This window comes from Pseudomonas sp. KBN12P06040 (assembly GCF_037574965.1).
GTDB lineage: Bacteria > Pseudomonadota > Gammaproteobacteria > Pseudomonadales > Pseudomonadaceae > Pseudomonas > Pseudomonas aeruginosa.
The window spans coordinates 2,005,682-2,023,665 of record NZ_JBBELS010000001.1 but is presented as its reverse complement, the minus strand read 5'-3'; the positions used below and the strand labels follow the sequence as shown (position 1 = coordinate 2,023,665).

Genomic DNA, 17,984 nt, shown 5'->3' with positions numbered 1-17,984 from the left:
GCTCCGCGCCAGGGACTTACTGCGCCGCCGCCTCGATGGCGGCCGCCAGTTGCTGGGCGGCCTTCTGCGGGTCCGCGGCGGGGTCGTTGAAGAAGTTGGTCACCACGTCGAAGATCGCCCCCTGCACGTAGCTGGAAGCGGCCATGCTGTGGGCCATGCTCGGCACCAGGTTGCCGTCCTGGGAAGCCTGCTTGAAGTCCTTCATCGACTGCTGGGCGCAACTGTCGAACGGCGCCATGTCGGCGTCCAGGCGAACCGGGATGGAGCCCTTGTTGAGGTTGAAGTCCTTCTGGAAGGACGGATCGAGCACGCTGCGCGCCAGGTCTTCCTGGGCCTTGCGGTTCTCCGCGTTGCTCAGCTTGAACATCACCAGCGAGTCGATGTTGTAGTCGAAGGCCTTCTGCGTGCCGGGGAACGGCAGGCACTGGTAGTCCTTGCCCGGCACCTTGCCGGCGGCGGTGAATTCGCTCTTCGCCCAGTCGCCCATGATCTGCATCCCGGCCTTGCCGTTGATCACCATCGCCGTGGCGGCGCTCCATTCGCGACCGGCGGCGTCGGCATCGACGTAGCCGCGGAGCTTCTTCAGCGCGGCGAACACCTCGACCATCTGCGCTCCGGTGAGGGTCGCCTTGTCCTGTTCGACGAAGGCCTTGCGATAGCCTTCCGGGCCCATCTTGCTCAGCACCAGGTTCTCGAACACGGTGCCGTCCTGCCACGGTTGGCTGCCATGGGCCAGCGGCGTGAAACCGGCGGCCTTGAGCTTGTCGGCGGCGACGAACAGTTCGTCGAGGGTGGTCGGCGGGGTGGCGCCGGCCTTCTTGAACACTTCCGGGTTGATGTAGAGCCAGTTGACCCGGTGTACGTTGATCGGCACTGCTACGTAGTCGCCGTCGTACTTCATGATCTGCGCCACCTGCTTCGGCAGCAGGCTGTCCCACTTGCCTTCGGCGGCCACCGCGTTGAGGTCGGCGAGCAGGCCCAGTTCGCCCCACTCCTGGATATCCGGCCCCTTGATCTGCGCCGCGGCCGGCGGATTGCCGGACACCGCGCGGGTCTTCAGCACGGTCATCGCCGCCTCGCCGCCACCGCCGGCCACGGCGAAGTCCTTCCAGGTGTGGCCCTTGGCTTCGACCAGCTTCTTCAGGGTTTCGGCGGCGCGCTTCTCGCCGGCGGAGGTCCACCAGTGCAGCACTTCGACTTCGCCGGCCTGAGCCAGCAGCGGGGAGAGACAGAGGGAGGAAAGACAGATGACGGCAGAGAGGCGACGGATCGCATTCATGAGGAAAACCTTCTTCTTGTTATTCGGAGCAAGTCTGCGCTTGCAATGCTTCGAGTCTATTCAAGCGTTCCGCGTCGCGGGTAACGAAGCGATCCGGGTTTGTCACGGAGTGGTTACATTGGAATTGAGGCAGAGCAGGAAAATCTGGACTTGAACTCGGCAAGGCGGTTTCGCGACAGAAACCTCCTACAACACGAGAATGACCTCCAGCACCACCTCCCTGCGAGCCAGCACGTTGTCGTTCCAGAACCGCAGTACCCTGGACCCCGGCTCTCCAGCCAGGCATCGGCCGGCGAACCCACATGCTGCCCGCCATCCAGTTCGATCACCAGCATCCGCTCATGACAGACGAAATCGACGATGTACGGCCCGAGTATCTTCTGCCGACGAAACTTCAGCCCGAGCAATCGATGCCCGCGCAAACACTGCCATAGCGCCCGCTCCGCCTCTATCTGCCGCTGCCACAGAACGCGGGAGAACCTCGTGCCTACCTGCCTCGTTCAAGGGCCCGCCAAGCCAGCCCATCACTCCAGCCCCAGGCGCGGCAAGCGCAGGCTGACCCGCAGGCCGCCCTCGCGACGGTTCTGCAAACTGACTTCACCGCCATGGGTGTGCGCGATGTTGCGCGCGATGCCCAGGCCCAGCCCGTAGCCCTGCCCTCGCGGAGACAGGCGGAAGCGCGGCTCGAAGATCTGTTCCAGGCGCTGCTCGGGCACGCCGGGGCCGTCGTCGTCGACGTGCAGCACCACCGCTTCCGGCCCGTCCTCCAGGCTCAGGCGGGCGCGTTCGCCGTATTTCAGCGCATTGTCCAGCAGGTTGCCGATACAGCGCTTGAGCGCCAGGGGCTTGCCCGGATAAGGCTCCGCGGCGCGACCGACGACCTCCACCCGGCCATCGGCCAGGTAGGGCTCGGCGATGTGCTGGAGCAACAGGTTGAGGTCGACCGGCTCGACGTTCTCGTGGATATCGGTGTCCTTCACGCATTGCAGCGCGCCCTTCACCAGCAGTTCCAGCTCGTCCAGGTCGCGCCCGAACTTCTCCTGCAAGCGCTCGTCCTCGAGGAGTTCTACCCGCAGGCGCAGGCGGGTGATCGGCGTGCGCAAGTCATGGGAGATGGCGCTGAACAACTGTCCGCGCTCGTTCAGGTAGCGGTCGATGCGCTCGTGCATGGTGTTGAAGGCGCGCGCCACCTCCACCAGTTCGCTGGCGCCGCGTTCCTCCAGCGCTGCCGACGGACTGCCCAGGGCCAGGTCGCGTGCGGCGCGCGCCAGGCGCTTGAGCGGACGGCTCTGCCAATGCATCAGCAAGCCGGTGAAAAGCAGCAGCAACAGGCTGGTGAAAACGATCGAGAGCACCTGCTGCGGTTGCAGTCCCTCGGGTTCCAGGCTGACGTACGGCGCCGGCATCAGGCTGGCGATGTACAGCCACTCGCTGTCGCCGATGCGGATCTGGGTCACCAGCACCGGCGGGTTCACCGGCTCCAGGGTCAGCGCGTAGTGCGCCCAGGAACGCGGCAGCTCGTCGAGCTTCAGCGCGCCGTTGAACAGGCGCAGCTCGTCGGGACTGACGAATTCGACCTGCAGCTCGACCTCCTTGCCCAGGCGTTGGTGCAACACATCCTGGACGATCTCCAGCACCGCCTGCTTGTTCGGCGTGTCCGGCAGGGCACGCATCTCCAGCGGCCGGTCGTTCAGCGAGACGAAGAAGCGCGTACCGCCCATGCTGCGCAACTGGTCGAGCACCAGCGGACGGTAGCCGAGCGGCAGGGAACGGAAGTAGCTGACGCTGGCCGCCATCGAGTAGGCCAGGCTGCGCGAGCTGGTGAGCAGGCCCTCGCGCTGGCTGGAGCGCAGGTGCGACAGCCAGAACAGGCTGGAAAGCCCTTGCGCGACCAGCACCGCGAGCAGGGTCAGGAGCAGCATGCGCCCGAGCAGCGAGCGCGGCACCGGCGACCAGCGCCGCCGTTCGCTCATGGCTGCAGGTGCGGCCGCACCTGCGCCGCCAGCAGGTAGCCACTGCCGCGCACGGTCTGGATCAGCCGCGGCGCCTTGCCGGTGTCGCGCAGGCGCTGGCGCAGGCGGCTGACCGCCATGTCGACGATGCGCTCCAGCGGCAGCACCTCGCGGCCGCGGGTGGCGTTGGCGATGGTGTCGCGGTCGAGGATCTGCTGCGGATGGTCGAGGAACAGCTTGAGCAGGGCGAAATCCGCGCCGCTGAGGAAGAACTCCTCGCCGTCCTCGTGGAACAGCCGGTGGCTGACCGTATCCAGTCGCCAGTCCTCGAAGGCCAGTACGTCGCCACCGCGCACCTGGGTGAACTGCGCGCGGCGCAGCAGGGCCTTGATCCGCGCCAGCAGCTCGCGCGGGCTGAACGGCTTGCCCAGGTAGTCGTCGGCGCCCAGTTCCAGGCCGATCACCCGGTCGGCCTCGTCGGAACTGGCGGTGAGCATGATGATCGGCATGCAGGCCAGGCGCTGGTGGGAGCGAATCCAGCGACAGAGGCTGAAGCCGTCCTCGTCCGGCAGCATCACGTCGAGGATCGCCAGGCTCGCCTCCTCCTCGCACAGCGCCTGGCGGAAGTCGGCGCCCCGCGAAACGCTGCGGACCTGGAAGCCAGCGCGGCTCAGGTAGGTCTCCAGCAATTCGCGGATCTCCTGGTCATCGTCCACCAGCAGGATCGATCGTCCGTTCGCGCTCACGAGGCTCCTCCTTATGCGGTTGCTCGACGCCGACTCAGCCCTCGGCGTCCAGGGCCTGCTGCAGGGCGACCCCGGCGCCGAGCAGGCCCGGATGTTCGGCGGTCATGACCCACACCGGTACGTCCTGCAGGTAAGCGCCGCTGGTCTTGCCACGCCTGGCGAAGGCCTCGGCGAAGCCGCTGGCGATGAAACGCTCGAGGAAACGCGGGACGATGCCGCCGGTAATGTAGACGCCACCGAGCGCGCCGACGGTGAGCACCGCGTTGCCGGCGACCCGCGCCAGCCACAGGAAGAAGTGCTCCAGCACGGCGTCCGCCTGGGCGTCGCCGGCCATGGCCAGGGCACCGACTTCCGCCGCACTGCTCGCGCGTACGGCAACCCCGTCCAGGGCACAGCTGATTTCATAGAGGGCGAGCAGGCCGTTGCCGGACAGTGCGCGCTCGGCTGAGACATGTCCGTAGCGCGCCTGCAGGCCCTGCCAGAGCGCGAAGTCGCGCGGCGAAGTGACCGGCAGGTCGACATGCCCGCCCTCGCAGGGCAGCACTTCCCAACGTCCCCCGCCCAGCGGCAGCAGGCTGCCGACGCCAAGGCCGGTGCCGGGACCGATGATCAGCCGGGCGCGATCCGCCTGGGCGCTGCCGGCCCGGACCTGCACCAGCTCGTCCGCGCCCAGCCGCGAGGCGGCCCAGGCCATGGTGCTGAAGTCGTTGACCAGCAGCAGGTGATCCAGCCCCAGCTCCTCGCGGAACGCGGCGCGATTGATCACCCAGTGGTTGTTGGTGAAACGGAAATCGGCCGCCCCGACCGGACCGGCGCAGGCCAGGCAGACCGAGTCGATGTTCGCCACCGATTCGCCGATCCGCGCCAGGTAGTCGCGCACGGCCAGTTCAGGCCGCGGGTAGTCGGCGCAGGCGAGCACCTCGATGGATTCCAGGCGCTGCCCGCGCCAGAGCGCGAAACGCGCATTGGTGCCGCCGATATCGCCGACCAGGCCGAGGCCGCCGGCGCTTCTCTTGTTGTCGTTATTCATCGTCATTGAACCGCAATGCCCCGCGCCAGGGCGGGACGGTCGGCAGATGTTGCCGGAGAGACAGCCGCCAGCCAAGCGCCGGCGGACATCGACCTATCAGAATCAGCGCCAGCCGTTGAGGCTCTCGGTAAAGCTGCAGGCGCCCTCTTCCGCGCTGCTCATGGCGTTGCGCATGAAGGCGAACAGCTCGCGGCCGCAACCGAGATTGCCGTCCTGCGGCGCCGGCTCCAGGCTGCGCGCCTGCCATTCGGCGTCGTCGACCAGCACCCGCAACTCGCCGTTCACCCCATCCACCCGTACCCGGTCGCCGTCGCGCAGGCGCGCCAGGGGACCGCCGGCGATGGCTTCCGGACTCACATGGATGGCCGCGGGCACCTTGCCCGACGCCCCGGACATGCGCCCGTCGGTGACCAGCGCCACCTTGAAGCCACGATCCTGCAAGACCCCGAGGAACGGCGTGAGCTTGTGCAGCTCCGGCATGCCGTTCGCCCGCGGGCCCTGGAAACGCACCACGGCGACCAGGTCGCGCTCCAGCTCGCCGGCCTTGAAGGCCGCGGCCAGGCTGGCCTGGTCGTGGAAGATCCGTACCGGCGCCTCGACCACCTGGTGTTCCGGCGCCACCGCCGAGACCTTCATCACGCCGCGACCGAGGTTGCCCTCCATCAGGCGCAAGCCGCCTTCGGCGGAGAACGGCTTGTCCAGCGGACGCAGGATGGCTTCGTCGAGACTCCGTTCTGGCCCTTCGCGCCAGACCAGCCGGCCATCCTCGAGGAACGGCTCGCGGGTGTAGCGGCGCAGGCCGGGGCCGGCGACGGTCTGTACGTCCTCGTGAAGCAGCCCGCCGTCGAGCAGTTGGCGGATCAGGAAGGACATGCCGCCGGCCGCCTGGAAGTGGTTGATGTCGGCCTGGCCGTTCGGATAGATGCGCGCCAGGGTCGGCACCACATGGGACAGCTCGGACATGTCCTGCCAGGTCAACTGGATGCCCGCCGCCTGGGCGATCGCCAGCAGGTGCAGGGTATGGTTGGTCGAGCCGCCGGTGGCGAGCAGCGCCACCACCGAGTTGACGATGGCCTTCTCGTCGACGATCTCCGCCATCGGCACGTAGTTGCCGTTCTCAGGGGTCAGCCGGCTGGCCTGGCGCGCCGCTTCGCGGGTGAGTTCGTCGCGCAGCGGGGTGTTCGGGTTGACGAAGGAGGCACCGGGCAAGTGCAGGCCCATCACCTCCACCAGCAACTGGTTGGTATTGGCGGTGCCATAGAAGGTGCAGGTGCCGGGTGCATGGTAGGAGGCCATTTCCGAGGCCAGCAGCTCTTCGCGAGTGGCCTTGCCCTCGGCGAACAGTTGGCGCACCGCGGCCTTTTCCTTGTTGGAGATGCCGGTCGGCATCGGCCCGGCCGGGACGAACACGGTGGGCAGGTGGCCGAAGCGCAGCGAGCCGATCAGCAGGCCCGGCACGATCTTGTCGCAGACGCCCAGGCACAGCGCCGCATCGAACATGTTGTGAGACAGCGCGATGGCGGTGGACATGGCGATCACGTCGCGGCTGGCCAGCGACAGTTCCATGCCCGGCTCGCCCTGGGTCACCCCATCGCACATGGCCGGCACGCCGCCGGCGAACTGGCCGACCGAACCGATCTCGTGCAGCGCCTGTTTTATAAGCCCCGGAAAGCGCTCGAACGGCTGGTGCGCCGAGAGCATGTCGTTGTAGGCGGAAACGATGGCCACGTTGGCCTGGTTCATCAGCCGCAGGGTCTGCTTGTCGCTTTCGCCACAGGCCGCGACCCCGTGGGCGAGGTTGCCGCACGGCAGGGTGCCGCGGTGCGGCCCCTTGCTGGCCGCCGCCCTGACCATCTCGAGGTAGCGCTGGCGAGTGGCCACGCTACGGGCCTGAATGCGGCGGGTGACTTCGAGCACACGAGGGTGCATGGCAGATTCTCCTACAGACTATCAATTGTTGTTTTTACAACATAATCATCGGTTGAAGGATGTTTACTTTTCTTTCTGGACGAAATGTAATGGTTTTTACCACAACAATAGAAAAGAGACGACCTCATTATGACTATCCGCCTGGCCATCAACGGCTTCGGTCGCATCGGCCGAAACGTTCTTCGCGCCCTGTATACCGGCCACTACCGCGAACAGTTGCAGGTAGTGGCGATCAATGACCTCGGCGACGCCGCGGTCAACGCCCACCTGTTCCAGTACGACAGCGTCCATGGACGCTTTCCCGGCGAGGTCGAGCACGATGCCGAAAGCCTGCGGGTGATGGGCGACCGCATCGCCGTCAGCGCCATCCGCAACCCGGCGGAACTGCCCTGGAAGAGCCTCGGCGTGGACATCGTGCTCGAGTGCACGGGGCTCTTCACCAGCCGCGACAAAGCCGCCGCCCACCTGCAGGCCGGCGCCGGCAAGGTGCTGATCTCGGCGCCCGGCAAGGACGTCGACGCCACCGTGGTCTACGGCGTCAACCACGAGGTGCTGCGCGCCTCCCATCGGATCGTCTCGAACGCCTCCTGCACCACCAACTGCCTGGCACCGGTGGCCCAGGTGCTGCATCGCGAGCTGGGCATCGAGCACGGCCTGATGACCACCATCCATGCCTACACCAACGACCAGAACCTCTCCGACGTGTACCACCCGGACCTGTACCGCGCACGTTCGGCGACCCAGTCGATGATCCCCACCAAGACCGGCGCCGCCGAGGCGGTCGGCCAGGTCCTGCCGGAACTCGCCGGCAAGCTTACCGGGCTGGCGGTGCGGGTGCCGGTGATCAACGTGTCGCTGGTCGATCTCACCGTGCAGGTGGCCCGGGATACCAGCGTAGACGAGGTCAACCGCCTGCTGCGCGAAGCCAGCGAGGGCTCTCCGGTGCTCGGTTACAACACCCAGCCGCTGGTGTCGGTGGATTTCAACCACGACCCGCGCTCGTCGATCTTCGACGCCAACCACACCAAGGTCAGCGGCCGGCTGGTCAAGGCGATGGCCTGGTACGACAACGAGTGGGGCTTCTCCAACCGCATGCTGGACAGCGCCCTGGCGCTGGCCGCCGCCCGCGACTGACGCGCCTCAGCGGAACTTGCGCCGACCGCGCGCCTGCAACGCCAGCAGGCGCAGGTCGGCCTCGGCGAGGATCAGTCGCTGCTCGGCCTTGTCCGCGCGCTTCCAGGCACGGATTTCCTGGCGCGTACGCCCGCAGCCGCGGCACACGTCGGCATCGAACTCACAGATATTGATGCAAGGACTTTTCAAGCGTTCCCCCTTTTTCGGCGCGGACCGCAACCGGTCCTCGCCCGTCACTTCACGACAGGCGGTGGGCCGGCGTCCAGGAGGGAATGACTATCGGGCCGATCGAGCGGCCCGCGGTCACTCGGCCTCGGCGTCGCGCAGGCTTTCGTAGGCAGGCGCGGCATAGATGCCGGCCTCGACGCAGAGCGCCATGACCCGCGGCAGGTCCTGGGTATAGACCAGCACCGCCTGCAACTCGTCGTCCAGCGGCTCGCTGAAATCCACCAGCACGTAGCCGCCCTTTTCCGGATACATGCTGCTCAGTTGCACCTGGATACGGTTGAGGGCGACCAGCGGCTCGGTCTTGAGCAACTGCTTCGGCTTGATGTTGAACGCCACGTCCTTGCCGAAGGAGGCGACGATCCGGGCGAACAGCTCGGCATAGGTATCGGCCTGGAACAGCACGATATCCGGCAGGCTACCGACCACCACCCACTCGCCGAGCGGGATCGGGAAGCTGTCGTCGTAGTTGATGTCCGGGTTGGCGGCGAGGAACCCTGCCGGATCGGCGTAGGCCTGGGCCGCCTCGTCGGCGATCCGCCGGATCTCCTCGGCGCCCATGCAGCCGGTGCTGATGAGGGTGATCAGTTCGTTCAGGGTCTCTTTCATGGGGAGTTCCAGGGTCGATGAAACGGAGCGGCCGGATGAATTCTACAGGGTGGAACGACGGTCAGCGGCGCGGCCAGTCGTCGTCGGCGTCCAGTGCCTCGCGCTCCTCGCGCATGGCCTCCGCCAGGGCGCGCTCTTCGTCATCGGGATCGGCGTCCGCGACAGCCTCCGCGACGGCAGGCTCGACGGCTTGCTCCGCGACCACGGGAATCGGCCCAGCCGCTGGCTCGGCGGACTCGTCGCCCTGCTCCGAGGGCTCCGGAGGGTCGAGCAGGTCGTCGAAGTCGGTCTTCAGGCCCTGCTCCATCTCGTCCAGTTCCAGCAGCAGGCTGCGGAAGCTGGTTTCCTCGCGCGGTTTCTCCGGCTCGCCGGCCTCGCCCTCGATCTCCTCGAGGCTTTCCCCGGCCTCGGCGATGGCGCGATCGGCCAGGGCCTGGATCGAGGCGGGAATCGCATCCTCGTCGAGATCGTCGCGCGGTGGCTGCGCCGCGGACGCCACTTCGACCGGCGGTTCCGGCTCGGGCTCCATCTCGCGCAGCGCCGACAGCGGCGGCAGCTCGTCGAGGCTCTTCAGGTTGAAATAATCGAGGAACGCCTTGGTGGTCGCCAGCATCGCCGGGCGCCCCGGCACCTCGCGGTAGCCAACGATGCGGATCCACTCCCGCTCCATCAGCGTCTTGACGATCTGGGTGTTCACCGCCACGCCGCGGATCTCCTCGATCTCGCCACGGGTGATCGGCTGGCGGTAGGCGATCAGCACCAGGGTTTCCAGCAGCGCGCGCGAATAGCGCTGCGGACGCTCCTCCCAGAGGCGACCGACCCACGGCGAGAAACGCTCGCGAATCTGCAGGCGATACCCGGACGCGACTTCCTTCAGCTCGAAAGAACGCCCCGCGCAGGACAGCGCCAGGATCGCCAGGGCGTCGCGGAACTGCCCCGGTTCCGGCCGCTCGGCCTCGTCGAACAGCTCGGCCAGGCGCTCCAGCGACAGCGGCTTGCCGGCCGCGAGGAGGATGCCTTCGAGCAGGGTGGCGAGTTCGTGGGGATCGGACAGGTTCATCGTCGCAACGGATACCGGAGCCAGGAAGAGGGAAAGATAGCGGAATCGGGCATGCAGCTTAACAGGCCACGGCAGGGAGCGAAGCCGGAAGCTCGGAAAAGCTGACCGTCCGCAGGGGGGACGAACGGCCAGCGGCGCGGCGCGATCACTCGAAATCGCCTTCCAGGGCTTCCTCCAGGGTTTCGCCTTCCTCCGCTTCGCGGGCTATCCGCAGGCGCACATGGATGGCGCCGAAAGCCTCGTTCTGCACCAGTTCCACCATTTGCTCCTTGACCAGTTCGAGGATCGCCATGAAGGTGACCACCACGCCGAGCTTGCCCTCCTCCAGGGTGAACAACTGGATGAACGGCACGAAGGCGCCGCCTTTCAGGCGCTCCAGCACTTCGCTCATGCGTTCGCGGGTGGACAGTACCTCGCGGGTCACCTGGTGGCTCTCGAACAGGTCGGCGCGGCGCAGCATCTCGCCCATCACCAGCATCAGCTCCTGCAGCGCCAGCTCCGGCAGCAGCTTGCGCGCCCGCGCCTCGGGAGCAGCCACCGCCGGCACCAGCACGTCGCGGCCGACCCGGGGCAGTTCGTCGAGGTCTTCGGCGGCCTTCTTGAACCGTTCGTACTCCTGCAGGCGGCGGATCAGCTCGGCCCGCGGATCTTCCTCTTCCTCCTCGGCTTCCGCCGAGCGCGGCAGCAACATGCGCGACTTGATCTCCGCCAGCATCGCCGCCATCACCAGGTACTCGGCGGCCAGCTCCAGGCGCACCGCCTTCATCAGCTCGACATAGCCCATGTACTGGCGGGTGATTTCCGCCACCGGGATATCCAGGATATCGATGTTCTGCTTGCGGATCAGGTACAGCAGCAGGTCGAGCGGGCCCTCGAAGGCCTCGAGGAAGACCTCCAGCGCGTCCGGCGGGATATAGAGGTCCTGCGGCAGCTCGGTGACCGCCTCGCCGTAGACCAGCGCCAGTTGCAGCGGCACCCGCTCGGCGGCGGGTTCGGCTGGAGGGGGGGCGGCGTTGACCGGGTTATCGTCCTGCATCGGTAGGCTCGTGGTGGGCGGATTCGGGCGGCGCTCAGGCCGGCTGCATGAACGGCGCCGGATCGCCGCAACCCACGCGGATCACTTCGGGATCGGTGTCGGTCAGGCTGATCACGGTGGAGGCCTCGCCGCCGCCATAGCCCCCGTCCACGATCAGGTCGACCTGGTGTTCCAGTACCTGGCGCATTTCATAGGGATCGTTCAGCGGCTCGCCGCTGCCGGGCATGATCAGGCTCACGCTCATCAGCGGTTCGCCCAGTTCCTCCAGCAGCGCCCGGGCGATCGGACAGTTCGGCACGCGCAGGCCGATGGTGCGGCGCTTGGGGTGCAGGAGCATGCGCGGCACCTCGCGGGTGGCGCTGAGGATGAAGGTGTAGGGACCGGGGGTGTGCGCCTTGAGCAGGCGGAACAGGCCGGTGTCGACCTTGGCATAGACCCCCAGCTCGGAAAGGTCGCGGCAGACCAGGGTGAAGTTGTGCTTGTCGTCCAGTTGGCGGATGCGGCGGATGCGATCCACCGCGGTCTTTTCGCCGATGCGGCAGCCCAGGGCATAGGACGAGTCGGTGGGATAGACGATCACCCCACCCTGGCGGACGATTTCCACCGCCTGCTTGACCAGCCGTGGCTGGGGATTTTCCGGATGGATCTGGAAGAACTGGCTCATTCGGCCCCCTTGGCTTCGGAATGACGTTCGGTATCGCGAAAATGCCTGGCGAAACGCGGCCACATGGCCGGCAGGTCCTCTGGAACCGCACGGTACATGCCCAGTTCGGACCAGTCGCCCGGCGCGTGGAAATCGCTGCCGGCGGTGACCATCAGGCCGAACTCGCGGGCCAGGATCGACAGGGTACCGACCTGTTCGGCCGGCTGCACGCCATTGACCACCTCGATGGCGTGTCCGCCGGCCTGGAGAAAGTCGGCGACCAGGCGCCGGCGCTTGGTCCGGGTGAAATCATAATGGTACGGGTGCGCCAGGCTGATCCAGGCGCGCGCCTCGCGCAGGCAGCCGACCACTTCCTCCAGGGTCGGCCAGTGCTGCTTGACGTCTCCCAGCTTGCCGGCCCCCAGCCACTTGCGGAACGCGTCGGCGCGATCCTTGACCCAGCCGCCCTGGACCAGGAACTCGGCGAAATGCGGCCGCGCCGGCGCGTTGCCGCTGTCGCCCAGGGCCCGCTGGATCGCCCGCGCGCCCTCCAGCGCCCCGGGCATACCCTTGGCCGCCAGCCGTCGGTCGATTTCCTCGGCGCGCGCCCAGCGGCCGCGGTGCAGGGCTTCGGTGGCCTGGCGCAGGGGAGCGGCGTCGAGGTCGAAACCGTAGCCCAGCACATGGATGGTGGCGCCACCCCAGGTGCAGGACAGCTCGACGCCGTTGACCAGTTCGATACCGAGTCGAGCGGCCGCCTGGTGGGCTTCCGGCAAGCCTTCCAGGGTGTCGTGGTCGGTCAGCGCCAGCAGCCCGACGCCTTTCTCGTGGGCCCGCTGCACCAGGGCGGCGGGCGCGAGAACGCCATCGGAGGCGGTACTGTGGCAATGCAGATCGACACGCATGGCTGAATCCTGATTCCAGTGAAGAATGGTGATGAAGCAACGCCGATTCGCTGCCTCGCGGTATCGAGACGTACCGTTCATGGGTCCGGGGAGCCTGCTCCACCTGGCGAATGCGCCTGCGGCACAGGCCTGACGCATTCGGAAAGACAGGATGACTGTTTCAGAACATCCAGAGGTTGCTATTATGCCGCTTCAACCGTGTCCTGACTGCCACCATGAAGCAATTCATCGATTTCATCCCACTGATCCTGTTCTTCATCGTCTACAAGATAGACCCTCAGAACGTCGAGTTCGCCGGGTTCAATCTGAGTGGCATCTACGGCGCGACCGCGACCCTGATCCTCGCCTCGGTGATCGTCTACGGCGCCCTCTGGCTCAAGCACCGCCACCTGGAAAAGAGCCAGTGGTTCACCCTCGGCGCCTGCCTGGTCCTCGGCGGCCTGACCCTGGCCTTCCACGAGGACACCTTCCTCAAATGGAAGGCGCCGCTGGTCAACTGGCTGTTCGCCCTGGCCTTCGCCGGCAGTCACTTCATCGGCGACAAGCCGATGATCCAGCGCATCATGGGCCATGCCATCCAGTTGCCGCAGGGCCTCTGGGTGCGCCTGAACATCGCCTGGGTGGTGTTCTTCCTGGTGTGCGGCTTCGCCAACCTGTACGTGGTCTTCACCTATCCGAACTTCTGGGTGGACTTCAAGGTGTTCGGCAGCCTCGGCATGACCTTGCTGTTCCTGATCGGCCAGGGCCTGTTCCTGGCTCGCCACCTGCACGACGCCGATACCGGCGAAAAGCCCAAGGACTGACATGCTCTACGCGATCATCGCCCGTGACATCCCCGCTTCCCAGGAACGCCGCCTGGCCAGCCGCCCGGCCCACCTGGCCCGTCTCGAACAGCTGAAGGAAGAAGGCCGCCTGGTACTCGCCGGCCCGCACCCGGCGATCGACAGCAACGACCCGGGCGCCGCCGGCTTCACCGGCAGCCTGATCGTCGCCGAATTCGATTCCCTGGCCGCGGCGCAGAGCTGGGCCGAGGCCGACCCCTACCGGGCCGCCGGGGTGTATGCCGAGGTGGTGGTCAAGCCGTTCAAGAAAGTCCTGCCCTGAGGCAGTCGCCGGGTACCGGCGGCCGGCCCGGTCGCCCTCCCGGCAAACGTTTTCGCACCGGACGCCGCTTTCCGGTGCCCGCCGCAGCGCAACCAGGCCGGCCCGGCGCTTTCGCCAAGCCGGAAGGGCGAACCGGAAGACAGTGCAATCCGTCGCTTCATCGGTACAAGGAGTCATGATGCGTCCATCCACTGCCCATTGCCTGCTGCTGAGCCTGAGCCTGGGAGCTTCCCTGGCCCAGGCCGAGGAACCCGCGCCAGCACCGATTCCAGCCGCGCAGCCTTCCATTGCGCAGGCTACCGCCGAACTGGAGCGCCGCCTGGTGGAAACGGAACGCCAGCGCGACGAACTGGTCAGTCGTATGCGCCAGGAGAACCGCCAGTTGCGCGAGCAGTTGCAGGCGGCCCAGGCGCAGCGGCAACCGCCGCTGCTCACAGAAGAGCAGACCTGGTATGTCGCCGGCGCCGCCACCGCCCTGCTCGCGTTCGTCCTCGGCGCCCTGAGCCGCGGCCGCCGGCGACAGCGACGCGAATGGATCAATTGAGCGACACCCGATGAGCGAACTGCTGTTGATCGACGATGACCGGGAGCTCTGCGAGCTGCTCGGTACCTGGCTGGTCCAGGAAGGTTTCTCCGTGCGTGCCAGCCACGACGGCGCCCAGGCCCGTCGCGCCCTCGCCGAGCAGACGCCGGATGCCGTGGTGCTCGACGTGATGCTGCCGGACGGCAGCGGCCTGGAACTGCTCAAGCAACTGCGCGGCGACCATCCCGACCTGCCGGTGCTGATGCTGTCCGCCCGCGGCGAGCCGCTGGACCGCATCCTCGGTCTGGAACTGGGCGCCGACGACTACCTGGCCAAGCCCTGCGACCCGCGCGAACTCACCGCACGGCTGCGCGCCGTGCTGCGGCGAACCCACCCGGCGCAGCCCAGCGCGCAGATGCAACTGGGCGACCTGTCGCTGAACCTGACGCGCGGCGTGGCGCAGATCGACGGCCAGGAGATCAGCCTGACCCTTTCCGAAAGCCGCATCCTCGAAGCGCTCCTGCGCCAGCCCGGCGAGCCGCTGGACAAGCAGGCCCTGGCGCAACTGGCGCTGGGCCGCAAGCTGACCCTCTACGACCGCAGCCTGGACATGCACGTCAGCAACCTGCGCAAGAAGCTCGGCAGCCACCCCGACGGCAGCCCGCGCATCCTCGCCCTGCGCGGCCGCGGCTACTACTACAGCCACTGAGCGGGTTTCGTCAGCCCGCCGACACAAGGTCTTTACCCAAGCTTTACCCAGGGCTGACCGCGCTTGACCTTGACCTCCCTAGACTGGGCTCATCCGGTAAATGGCCGGACCCAGAAAGGAGAAACACCATGCGCAAGACGCTAACCGCCCTGTTCATCGCCGCCGCCCTGCCGACCTTCGCCATGGCCGCGCCCGCCGCCAACGACCTGCCGCCCCCGCCGATGGAAGGCGGCCACATGATGGGCCAGCACGGTCCCCGGCATGGCGGCCCGATGAAGGAACTGAACCTGACCCGCGAACAGCGCCAGCAGATGGGCAAACTGATGGGCGAACAGATGAAGGCCCGCCACGAGATCACCCAGCGCTACCTGGCCAAGCTGCCGGCGGCCGAGCAGAAGGCCCTGAAGGACGAACTCAAGGCCAGCCACGAGAAGACCCAGAAGGACATCCGCGCCCTGCTCACCCCCGAGCAGCAGAAGAAGTTCGACGAACTGCAGAAGAAGCGCGAGCAGCGCAAGGCAGAGTGGGCCGAATTCCAGCAATGGAAGGCCGACAAGAAGTCCAACTGACGTCCGAGCCACCGCTACCGGGTCCTCCGGTAGCGGTCTTCCGACCAGCCGGAATCGCATATCCTAGGGGTTTACCCACGCGGCCGGCCCGACATGCGATTCAACAGGAAAACCATGCGTTCACTCTTCTGGCGAATCCTCGCCGCCTTCTGGCTGGCCCTGCTGCTGGTAGCCGGGCTTTCCATCCTGCTGGGTCGCGCGCTGAACCAGGACACCTGGATCATCGCCCGCCATCCCGGCCTGAAGGATCTCGCCGAGCAGTGGACCGCCCTCTACGAAGAACAGGGCAGCTACGCGGCCCAGGGCTTGCTGGAGCAACGCCGCCGCGACTACGGGATTTCCATCCAGGTGCTCGACGAAAGCGGCCAGCGCCTGGTCGACGGCACCTACCTGCCGCGCCCCCGCCACCGCCCGCCGCGCACCAGCGACCGCAACCTGCCGCGCTTCCCCTGGCGCCAACTGAGCCAGGAATATGTCAGCCCGCAGAGCAACCATACCTATCTGTTCATCTACCGCATCCCGCACCCGGAGCTGGAGGCCTGGCACCGCGGCAGCCTGCTCTGGCCGCTCAGCGCGCTGGGCATCGCACTGGTGGTGCTGACCCTGTTCAGCCTGCTGCTGACGCTGTCCATCACCCGTCCGCTGAACCGTCTGCGGCGCGCCGTGCACGACCTCGGCCAGACCGCCTACCAGAAGGACAGCCTGGCCCGCCTGGCGCGGCGCGGTGATGAACTGGGCACCCTGGCGCGCGATTTCAACCGCATGGGCGAACGCCTGCAAAGCCTGATCGGCAGCCAGCGACAGTTGCTCCGCGACGTGTCCCACGAACTGCGCTCGCCGTTGGCGCGCCTGCGCATCGCCCTGGCCCTGGCCGAGCGCGCCGAACCGCAAGCGCGGGCGCAGATGTGGCCGCGCCTGGAACAGGAATGCGACCGCCTGGAAGCGCTGATCGGCGAGATCCTCGCCCTCGCCCGGCTCGACGCCGAACCCGGCGCGAGCCAACGGATCGCCCTGCTGCCGCTGCTCCAGCGGCTGCGCGAAGACGCCCTGCTGCTGGCTCCGGAGCAGGATATCCGCCTGGAAGTGGCGCCTGACCTGAGCATCGACGGCTGGCCGGACATGTTCGAGCGCGCGGTGGACAACCTGCTGCGCAACGCCGTGCGCTTCAACCCCGCCGGCCAACCGCTGGAGGTGCGTGCCAGCAGCGCCGGCGACTACCTGCGCCTGAGCGTCCGCGACCATGGGCCAGGCATCGCCGTCGAACTGCAGGAGCAGTTGGGCGAACCGTTCTTCCGCGCACCCAACCAGAGCAGCCCGGGACACGGCCTGGGCCTGGCCATCGCCCGCCGCGCCATCGAGCGCCACGGCGGGCACCTGCGCCTGGGCAACCATCCCGACGGCGGCTTCATCGCCACCCTCAGCCTGCCGCTACGGCGCAAGGCGACCGAATGACGCCACGCCCCGATGCGCGGCACTTCCCCCAGGAGCATCCGGCATGACTCTTCCCGCTTCGTTGTTCCTCGATGAACGCCCGCTCGTCCAGGCCATCGCGCCGCCGGAACTTCCCGGCGACGAGCCGCAATCGCTGGTCCTGGCGGTCGAGCTGGGACAGGTCGCCCAGCAACTGCGGCAACGCTGGGCGCGCCTCGACCTGAGCCTGCCGGAGCGCGGCACCTGGCCGCTGGAGAGCTGGCGCCCGGCCTTGCACGAGGCGCTCTACGGCCTGCTCGGCGGCGCCGCGCAGGCCCGCCCGTGGCAGCGCATCACGCTGAATCCGGCGCTGGACGCGCGCCACGGCCGGCTGCGCCTGGACATCCTCGGCCAGGCGGAAGAAGGCCGGCGCTGGCTGCCGGCGGCCGTGGAAGCCGCCCGACGACTGGCCGGCTGGCAGGGCGGACGACTGCTCTGGCACGCCCAGGGCGCGTATTGGTGCGTACGCCTGCTGTTGCCGCTCAGCCCGGCCAGGCGCTGACGAAGGCCGTCGGGTCGAGTTCCGTCGGCGTGCGCAACTCGCCCATCGGCGTACCCAGGTAGACGAAGCCGATGATCCGCTCCTGCTCGCCGAGCCCCAGGCCGGCGTGCACCACCGGATCGGTGGCCATCTCGCCGGTCCGCCACATCGCCCCCAGTCCCTGGGCATAGGCGCCCAGCACCAGGCCGTGGGCAGCGCAGCCGGCGGCCAGCAGTTGCTCGCCATGCGGCACCTTCGGATGATCCTGCAGGCAGGCCACCGCCACGACCAGCAGCGGTGCGCGCAGCGGCATGTTGCGGGCCTTGGCCAGCGCTTCCTCGGCGGCGTCCGGCTGGCGGCTCGCCAGGGCGCGGGCGTAGAGGTCGCCCAGGGCCCGGCGGCCTTCGCCTTCTACCACGATGAAGCGCCAGGGCCGCAGTTGCCCGTGGTCCGGGGCACGCAAGGCGACCCGGAACAGCCGGTCGAGCTGCTCCGGCGAGGGCGCGGGATCGCTCAGGCGGGCGTGGGAAACGCGAGTGAGCAAGGCGTCGAGAGCCTCCATGGGCGAACTCCTGTCAGA

21 protein-coding genes are annotated in these 17,984 nt (G+C 67.6%); 8 read left to right on the top strand and 13 right to left on the bottom strand.

Annotated features, from left to right (window positions below; translation table 11 throughout):
• Positions 1–16: 16 nt before the first annotated feature.
• The 6 genes from VQ067_RS09580 to edd all read right to left on the bottom strand — a co-directional run bounded on the left by VQ067_RS09580 (position 17) and on the right by edd (position 6,936).
• Positions 17–1,279: an ABC transporter substrate-binding protein gene (locus VQ067_RS09580; protein WP_003091472.1), complete on the bottom strand. Its 1,263-nt coding sequence runs from the start codon at positions 1,277–1,279 to the stop codon at positions 17–19.
• Positions 1,280–1,392: 113 nt separating this feature from the next.
• Positions 1,393–1,731 carry an endonuclease domain-containing protein gene (locus VQ067_RS09575; protein WP_308462930.1) on the bottom strand — a complete coding sequence of 113 codons (339 nt, stop codon included), beginning with the start codon at positions 1,729–1,731 and terminating at the stop codon, positions 1,393–1,395.
• A gap of 72 nt (positions 1,732–1,803) precedes the next feature.
• Positions 1,804–3,225 (bottom strand): two-component system sensor histidine kinase GtrS, encoded by a 1,422-nt coding sequence (gene gtrS, locus VQ067_RS09570; protein WP_003130488.1) that lies wholly within the window; start codon positions 3,223–3,225, stop codon positions 1,804–1,806.
• Between the two features lie 23 nt (positions 3,226–3,248).
• On the bottom strand, positions 3,249–3,977 hold the full coding sequence (gltR, locus tag VQ067_RS09565; protein ID WP_003091475.1) for a two-component system response regulator GltR: 729 nt from the start codon (positions 3,975–3,977) through the stop codon (positions 3,249–3,251).
• A 34-nt stretch (positions 3,978–4,011) separates the two neighbouring features.
• A complete protein-coding gene (locus VQ067_RS09560) occupies positions 4,012–5,007 on the bottom strand; it encodes a glucokinase (RefSeq protein ID WP_003091477.1) in 996 nt (331 codons plus the stop codon).
• Positions 5,008–5,109: 102 nt separating this feature from the next.
• Positions 5,110–6,936, bottom strand: a complete 1,827-nt coding sequence (gene edd, locus VQ067_RS09555; protein WP_023111536.1) for a phosphogluconate dehydratase — start codon at positions 6,934–6,936, stop codon at positions 5,110–5,112.
• 129 nt (positions 6,937–7,065) lie between these two features.
• On the opposite strand from edd, the gene gap reads away from it, so the two are divergent.
• Positions 7,066–8,070, top strand: coding sequence for a type I glyceraldehyde-3-phosphate dehydrogenase (gene gap, locus VQ067_RS09550; protein ID WP_003111068.1), 1,005 nt, complete (start codon positions 7,066–7,068; stop codon positions 8,068–8,070).
• A 6-nt stretch (positions 8,071–8,076) separates the two neighbouring features.
• On the opposite strand, the gene VQ067_RS09545 is transcribed toward gap, so the two are convergent.
• The 6 genes from VQ067_RS09545 to VQ067_RS09520 form a co-directional block, all read right to left on the bottom strand.
• Positions 8,077–8,259 carry a DUF1289 domain-containing protein gene (locus tag VQ067_RS09545; protein ID WP_003091481.1) on the bottom strand — a complete coding sequence of 61 codons (183 nt, stop codon included), beginning with the start codon at positions 8,257–8,259 and terminating at the stop codon, positions 8,077–8,079.
• A gap of 114 nt (positions 8,260–8,373) precedes the next feature.
• Complete coding sequence (locus VQ067_RS09540; RefSeq protein ID WP_003114836.1) at positions 8,374–8,904, bottom strand: hypothetical protein; 531 nt, start codon at positions 8,902–8,904, stop codon at positions 8,374–8,376.
• Positions 8,905–8,965: 61 nt separating this feature from the next.
• Positions 8,966–9,964 (bottom strand): SMC-Scp complex subunit ScpB, encoded by a 999-nt coding sequence (gene scpB / locus VQ067_RS09535; protein WP_033990920.1) that lies wholly within the window; start codon positions 9,962–9,964, stop codon positions 8,966–8,968.
• Positions 9,965–10,109: 145 nt separating this feature from the next.
• A complete protein-coding gene (locus tag VQ067_RS09530) occupies positions 10,110–10,862 on the bottom strand; it encodes a segregation and condensation protein A (RefSeq protein WP_074241337.1) in 753 nt (250 codons plus the stop codon).
• 172 nt (positions 10,863–11,034) lie between these two features.
• Positions 11,035–11,664: an L-threonylcarbamoyladenylate synthase gene (locus tag VQ067_RS09525; protein ID WP_003091486.1), complete on the bottom strand. Its 630-nt coding sequence runs from the start codon at positions 11,662–11,664 to the stop codon at positions 11,035–11,037.
• Complete coding sequence (locus tag VQ067_RS09520) at positions 11,661–12,548, bottom strand: PHP domain-containing protein (RefSeq protein ID WP_003091487.1); 888 nt, start codon at positions 12,546–12,548, stop codon at positions 11,661–11,663. The genes VQ067_RS09525 and VQ067_RS09520 overlap by 4 nt, the downstream gene beginning before the upstream one ends.
• Before the next feature lie 215 nt (positions 12,549–12,763).
• Here VQ067_RS09520 and VQ067_RS09515 point away from each other — a divergent pair, with 215 nt between their 5' ends.
• From VQ067_RS09515 to VQ067_RS09485, 7 genes are all read left to right on the top strand, one after another.
• Positions 12,764–13,351: a septation protein A gene (locus tag VQ067_RS09515; protein WP_003091488.1), complete on the top strand. Its 588-nt coding sequence runs from the start codon at positions 12,764–12,766 to the stop codon at positions 13,349–13,351.
• A gap of 1 nt (position 13,352) precedes the next feature.
• Positions 13,353–13,652, top strand: a complete 300-nt coding sequence (locus VQ067_RS09510; protein WP_003091489.1) for a YciI family protein — start codon at positions 13,353–13,355, stop codon at positions 13,650–13,652.
• A 175-nt stretch (positions 13,653–13,827) separates the two neighbouring features.
• Positions 13,828–14,196 carry a hypothetical protein gene (locus VQ067_RS09505; RefSeq protein WP_003111064.1) on the top strand — a complete coding sequence of 123 codons (369 nt, stop codon included), beginning with the start codon at positions 13,828–13,830 and terminating at the stop codon, positions 14,194–14,196.
• 10 nt (positions 14,197–14,206) lie between these two features.
• Positions 14,207–14,884 (top strand): response regulator transcription factor, encoded by a 678-nt coding sequence (locus tag VQ067_RS09500; protein ID WP_003091491.1) that lies wholly within the window; start codon positions 14,207–14,209, stop codon positions 14,882–14,884.
• Between the two features lie 128 nt (positions 14,885–15,012).
• Complete coding sequence (locus VQ067_RS09495) at positions 15,013–15,453, top strand: Spy/CpxP family protein refolding chaperone (protein WP_003091492.1); 441 nt, start codon at positions 15,013–15,015, stop codon at positions 15,451–15,453.
• Positions 15,454–15,567: 114 nt separating this feature from the next.
• The gene (locus VQ067_RS09490) at positions 15,568–16,905 is read left to right on the top strand and encodes a sensor histidine kinase (RefSeq protein ID WP_003091493.1); all 1,338 of its coding nucleotides are present in this window, start codon (positions 15,568–15,570) and stop codon (positions 16,903–16,905) included.
• Between the two features lie 43 nt (positions 16,906–16,948).
• Positions 16,949–17,425, top strand: a complete 477-nt coding sequence (locus VQ067_RS09485; protein ID WP_023099379.1) for a hypothetical protein — start codon at positions 16,949–16,951, stop codon at positions 17,423–17,425.
• On the opposite strand, the gene VQ067_RS09480 is transcribed toward VQ067_RS09485, so the two are convergent.
• Positions 17,406–17,966 carry an NAD(P)H nitroreductase gene (locus VQ067_RS09480; protein WP_003130478.1) on the bottom strand — a complete coding sequence of 187 codons (561 nt, stop codon included), beginning with the start codon at positions 17,964–17,966 and terminating at the stop codon, positions 17,406–17,408. The two genes, VQ067_RS09485 and VQ067_RS09480, sit on opposite strands and share 20 nt — an antisense overlap.
• Between the last annotated feature and the right edge of the window lie 18 nt (positions 17,967–17,984).

What these genes read in the sequence shown, in the direction of transcription:
- VQ067_RS09580 (WP_003091472.1), bottom strand. Translation starts at nt 1,279, where the DNA reads ATGAATGCGATCCGTCGCCTCTCTGCCGTCATCTGTCTTTCCTCCCTC.
- VQ067_RS09520 (WP_003091487.1), bottom strand. Translation starts at nt 12,548, where the DNA reads ATGCGTGTCGATCTGCATTGCCACAGTACCGCCTCCGATGGCGTTCTC.
- VQ067_RS09510 (WP_003091489.1), top strand. Translation starts at nt 13,353, where the DNA reads ATGCTCTACGCGATCATCGCCCGTGACATCCCCGCTTCCCAGGAACGC.
- VQ067_RS09500 (WP_003091491.1), top strand. Translation starts at nt 14,207, where the DNA reads ATGAGCGAACTGCTGTTGATCGACGATGACCGGGAGCTCTGCGAGCTG.
- gap (WP_003111068.1), top strand. Translation starts at nt 7,066, where the DNA reads ATGACTATCCGCCTGGCCATCAACGGCTTCGGTCGCATCGGCCGAAAC.
- VQ067_RS09480 (WP_003130478.1), bottom strand. Translation starts at nt 17,966, where the DNA reads ATGGAGGCTCTCGACGCCTTGCTCACTCGCGTTTCCCACGCCCGCCTG.
- VQ067_RS09490 (WP_003091493.1), top strand. Translation starts at nt 15,568, where the DNA reads ATGCGTTCACTCTTCTGGCGAATCCTCGCCGCCTTCTGGCTGGCCCTG.
- scpB (WP_033990920.1), bottom strand. Translation starts at nt 9,964, where the DNA reads ATGAACCTGTCCGATCCCCACGAACTCGCCACCCTGCTCGAAGGCATC.
- VQ067_RS09515 (WP_003091488.1), top strand. Translation starts at nt 12,764, where the DNA reads ATGAAGCAATTCATCGATTTCATCCCACTGATCCTGTTCTTCATCGTC.
- VQ067_RS09560 (WP_003091477.1), bottom strand. Translation starts at nt 5,007, where the DNA reads ATGAATAACGACAACAAGAGAAGCGCCGGCGGCCTCGGCCTGGTCGGC.
- VQ067_RS09485 (WP_023099379.1), top strand. Translation starts at nt 16,949, where the DNA reads ATGACTCTTCCCGCTTCGTTGTTCCTCGATGAACGCCCGCTCGTCCAG.
- VQ067_RS09525 (WP_003091486.1), bottom strand. Translation starts at nt 11,664, where the DNA reads ATGAGCCAGTTCTTCCAGATCCATCCGGAAAATCCCCAGCCACGGCTG.
- VQ067_RS09540 (WP_003114836.1), bottom strand. Translation starts at nt 8,904, where the DNA reads ATGAAAGAGACCCTGAACGAACTGATCACCCTCATCAGCACCGGCTGC.
- VQ067_RS09495 (WP_003091492.1), top strand. Translation starts at nt 15,013, where the DNA reads ATGCGCAAGACGCTAACCGCCCTGTTCATCGCCGCCGCCCTGCCGACC.
- edd (WP_023111536.1), bottom strand. Translation starts at nt 6,936, where the DNA reads ATGCACCCTCGTGTGCTCGAAGTCACCCGCCGCATTCAGGCCCGTAGC.
- VQ067_RS09505 (WP_003111064.1), top strand. Translation starts at nt 13,828, where the DNA reads ATGATGCGTCCATCCACTGCCCATTGCCTGCTGCTGAGCCTGAGCCTG.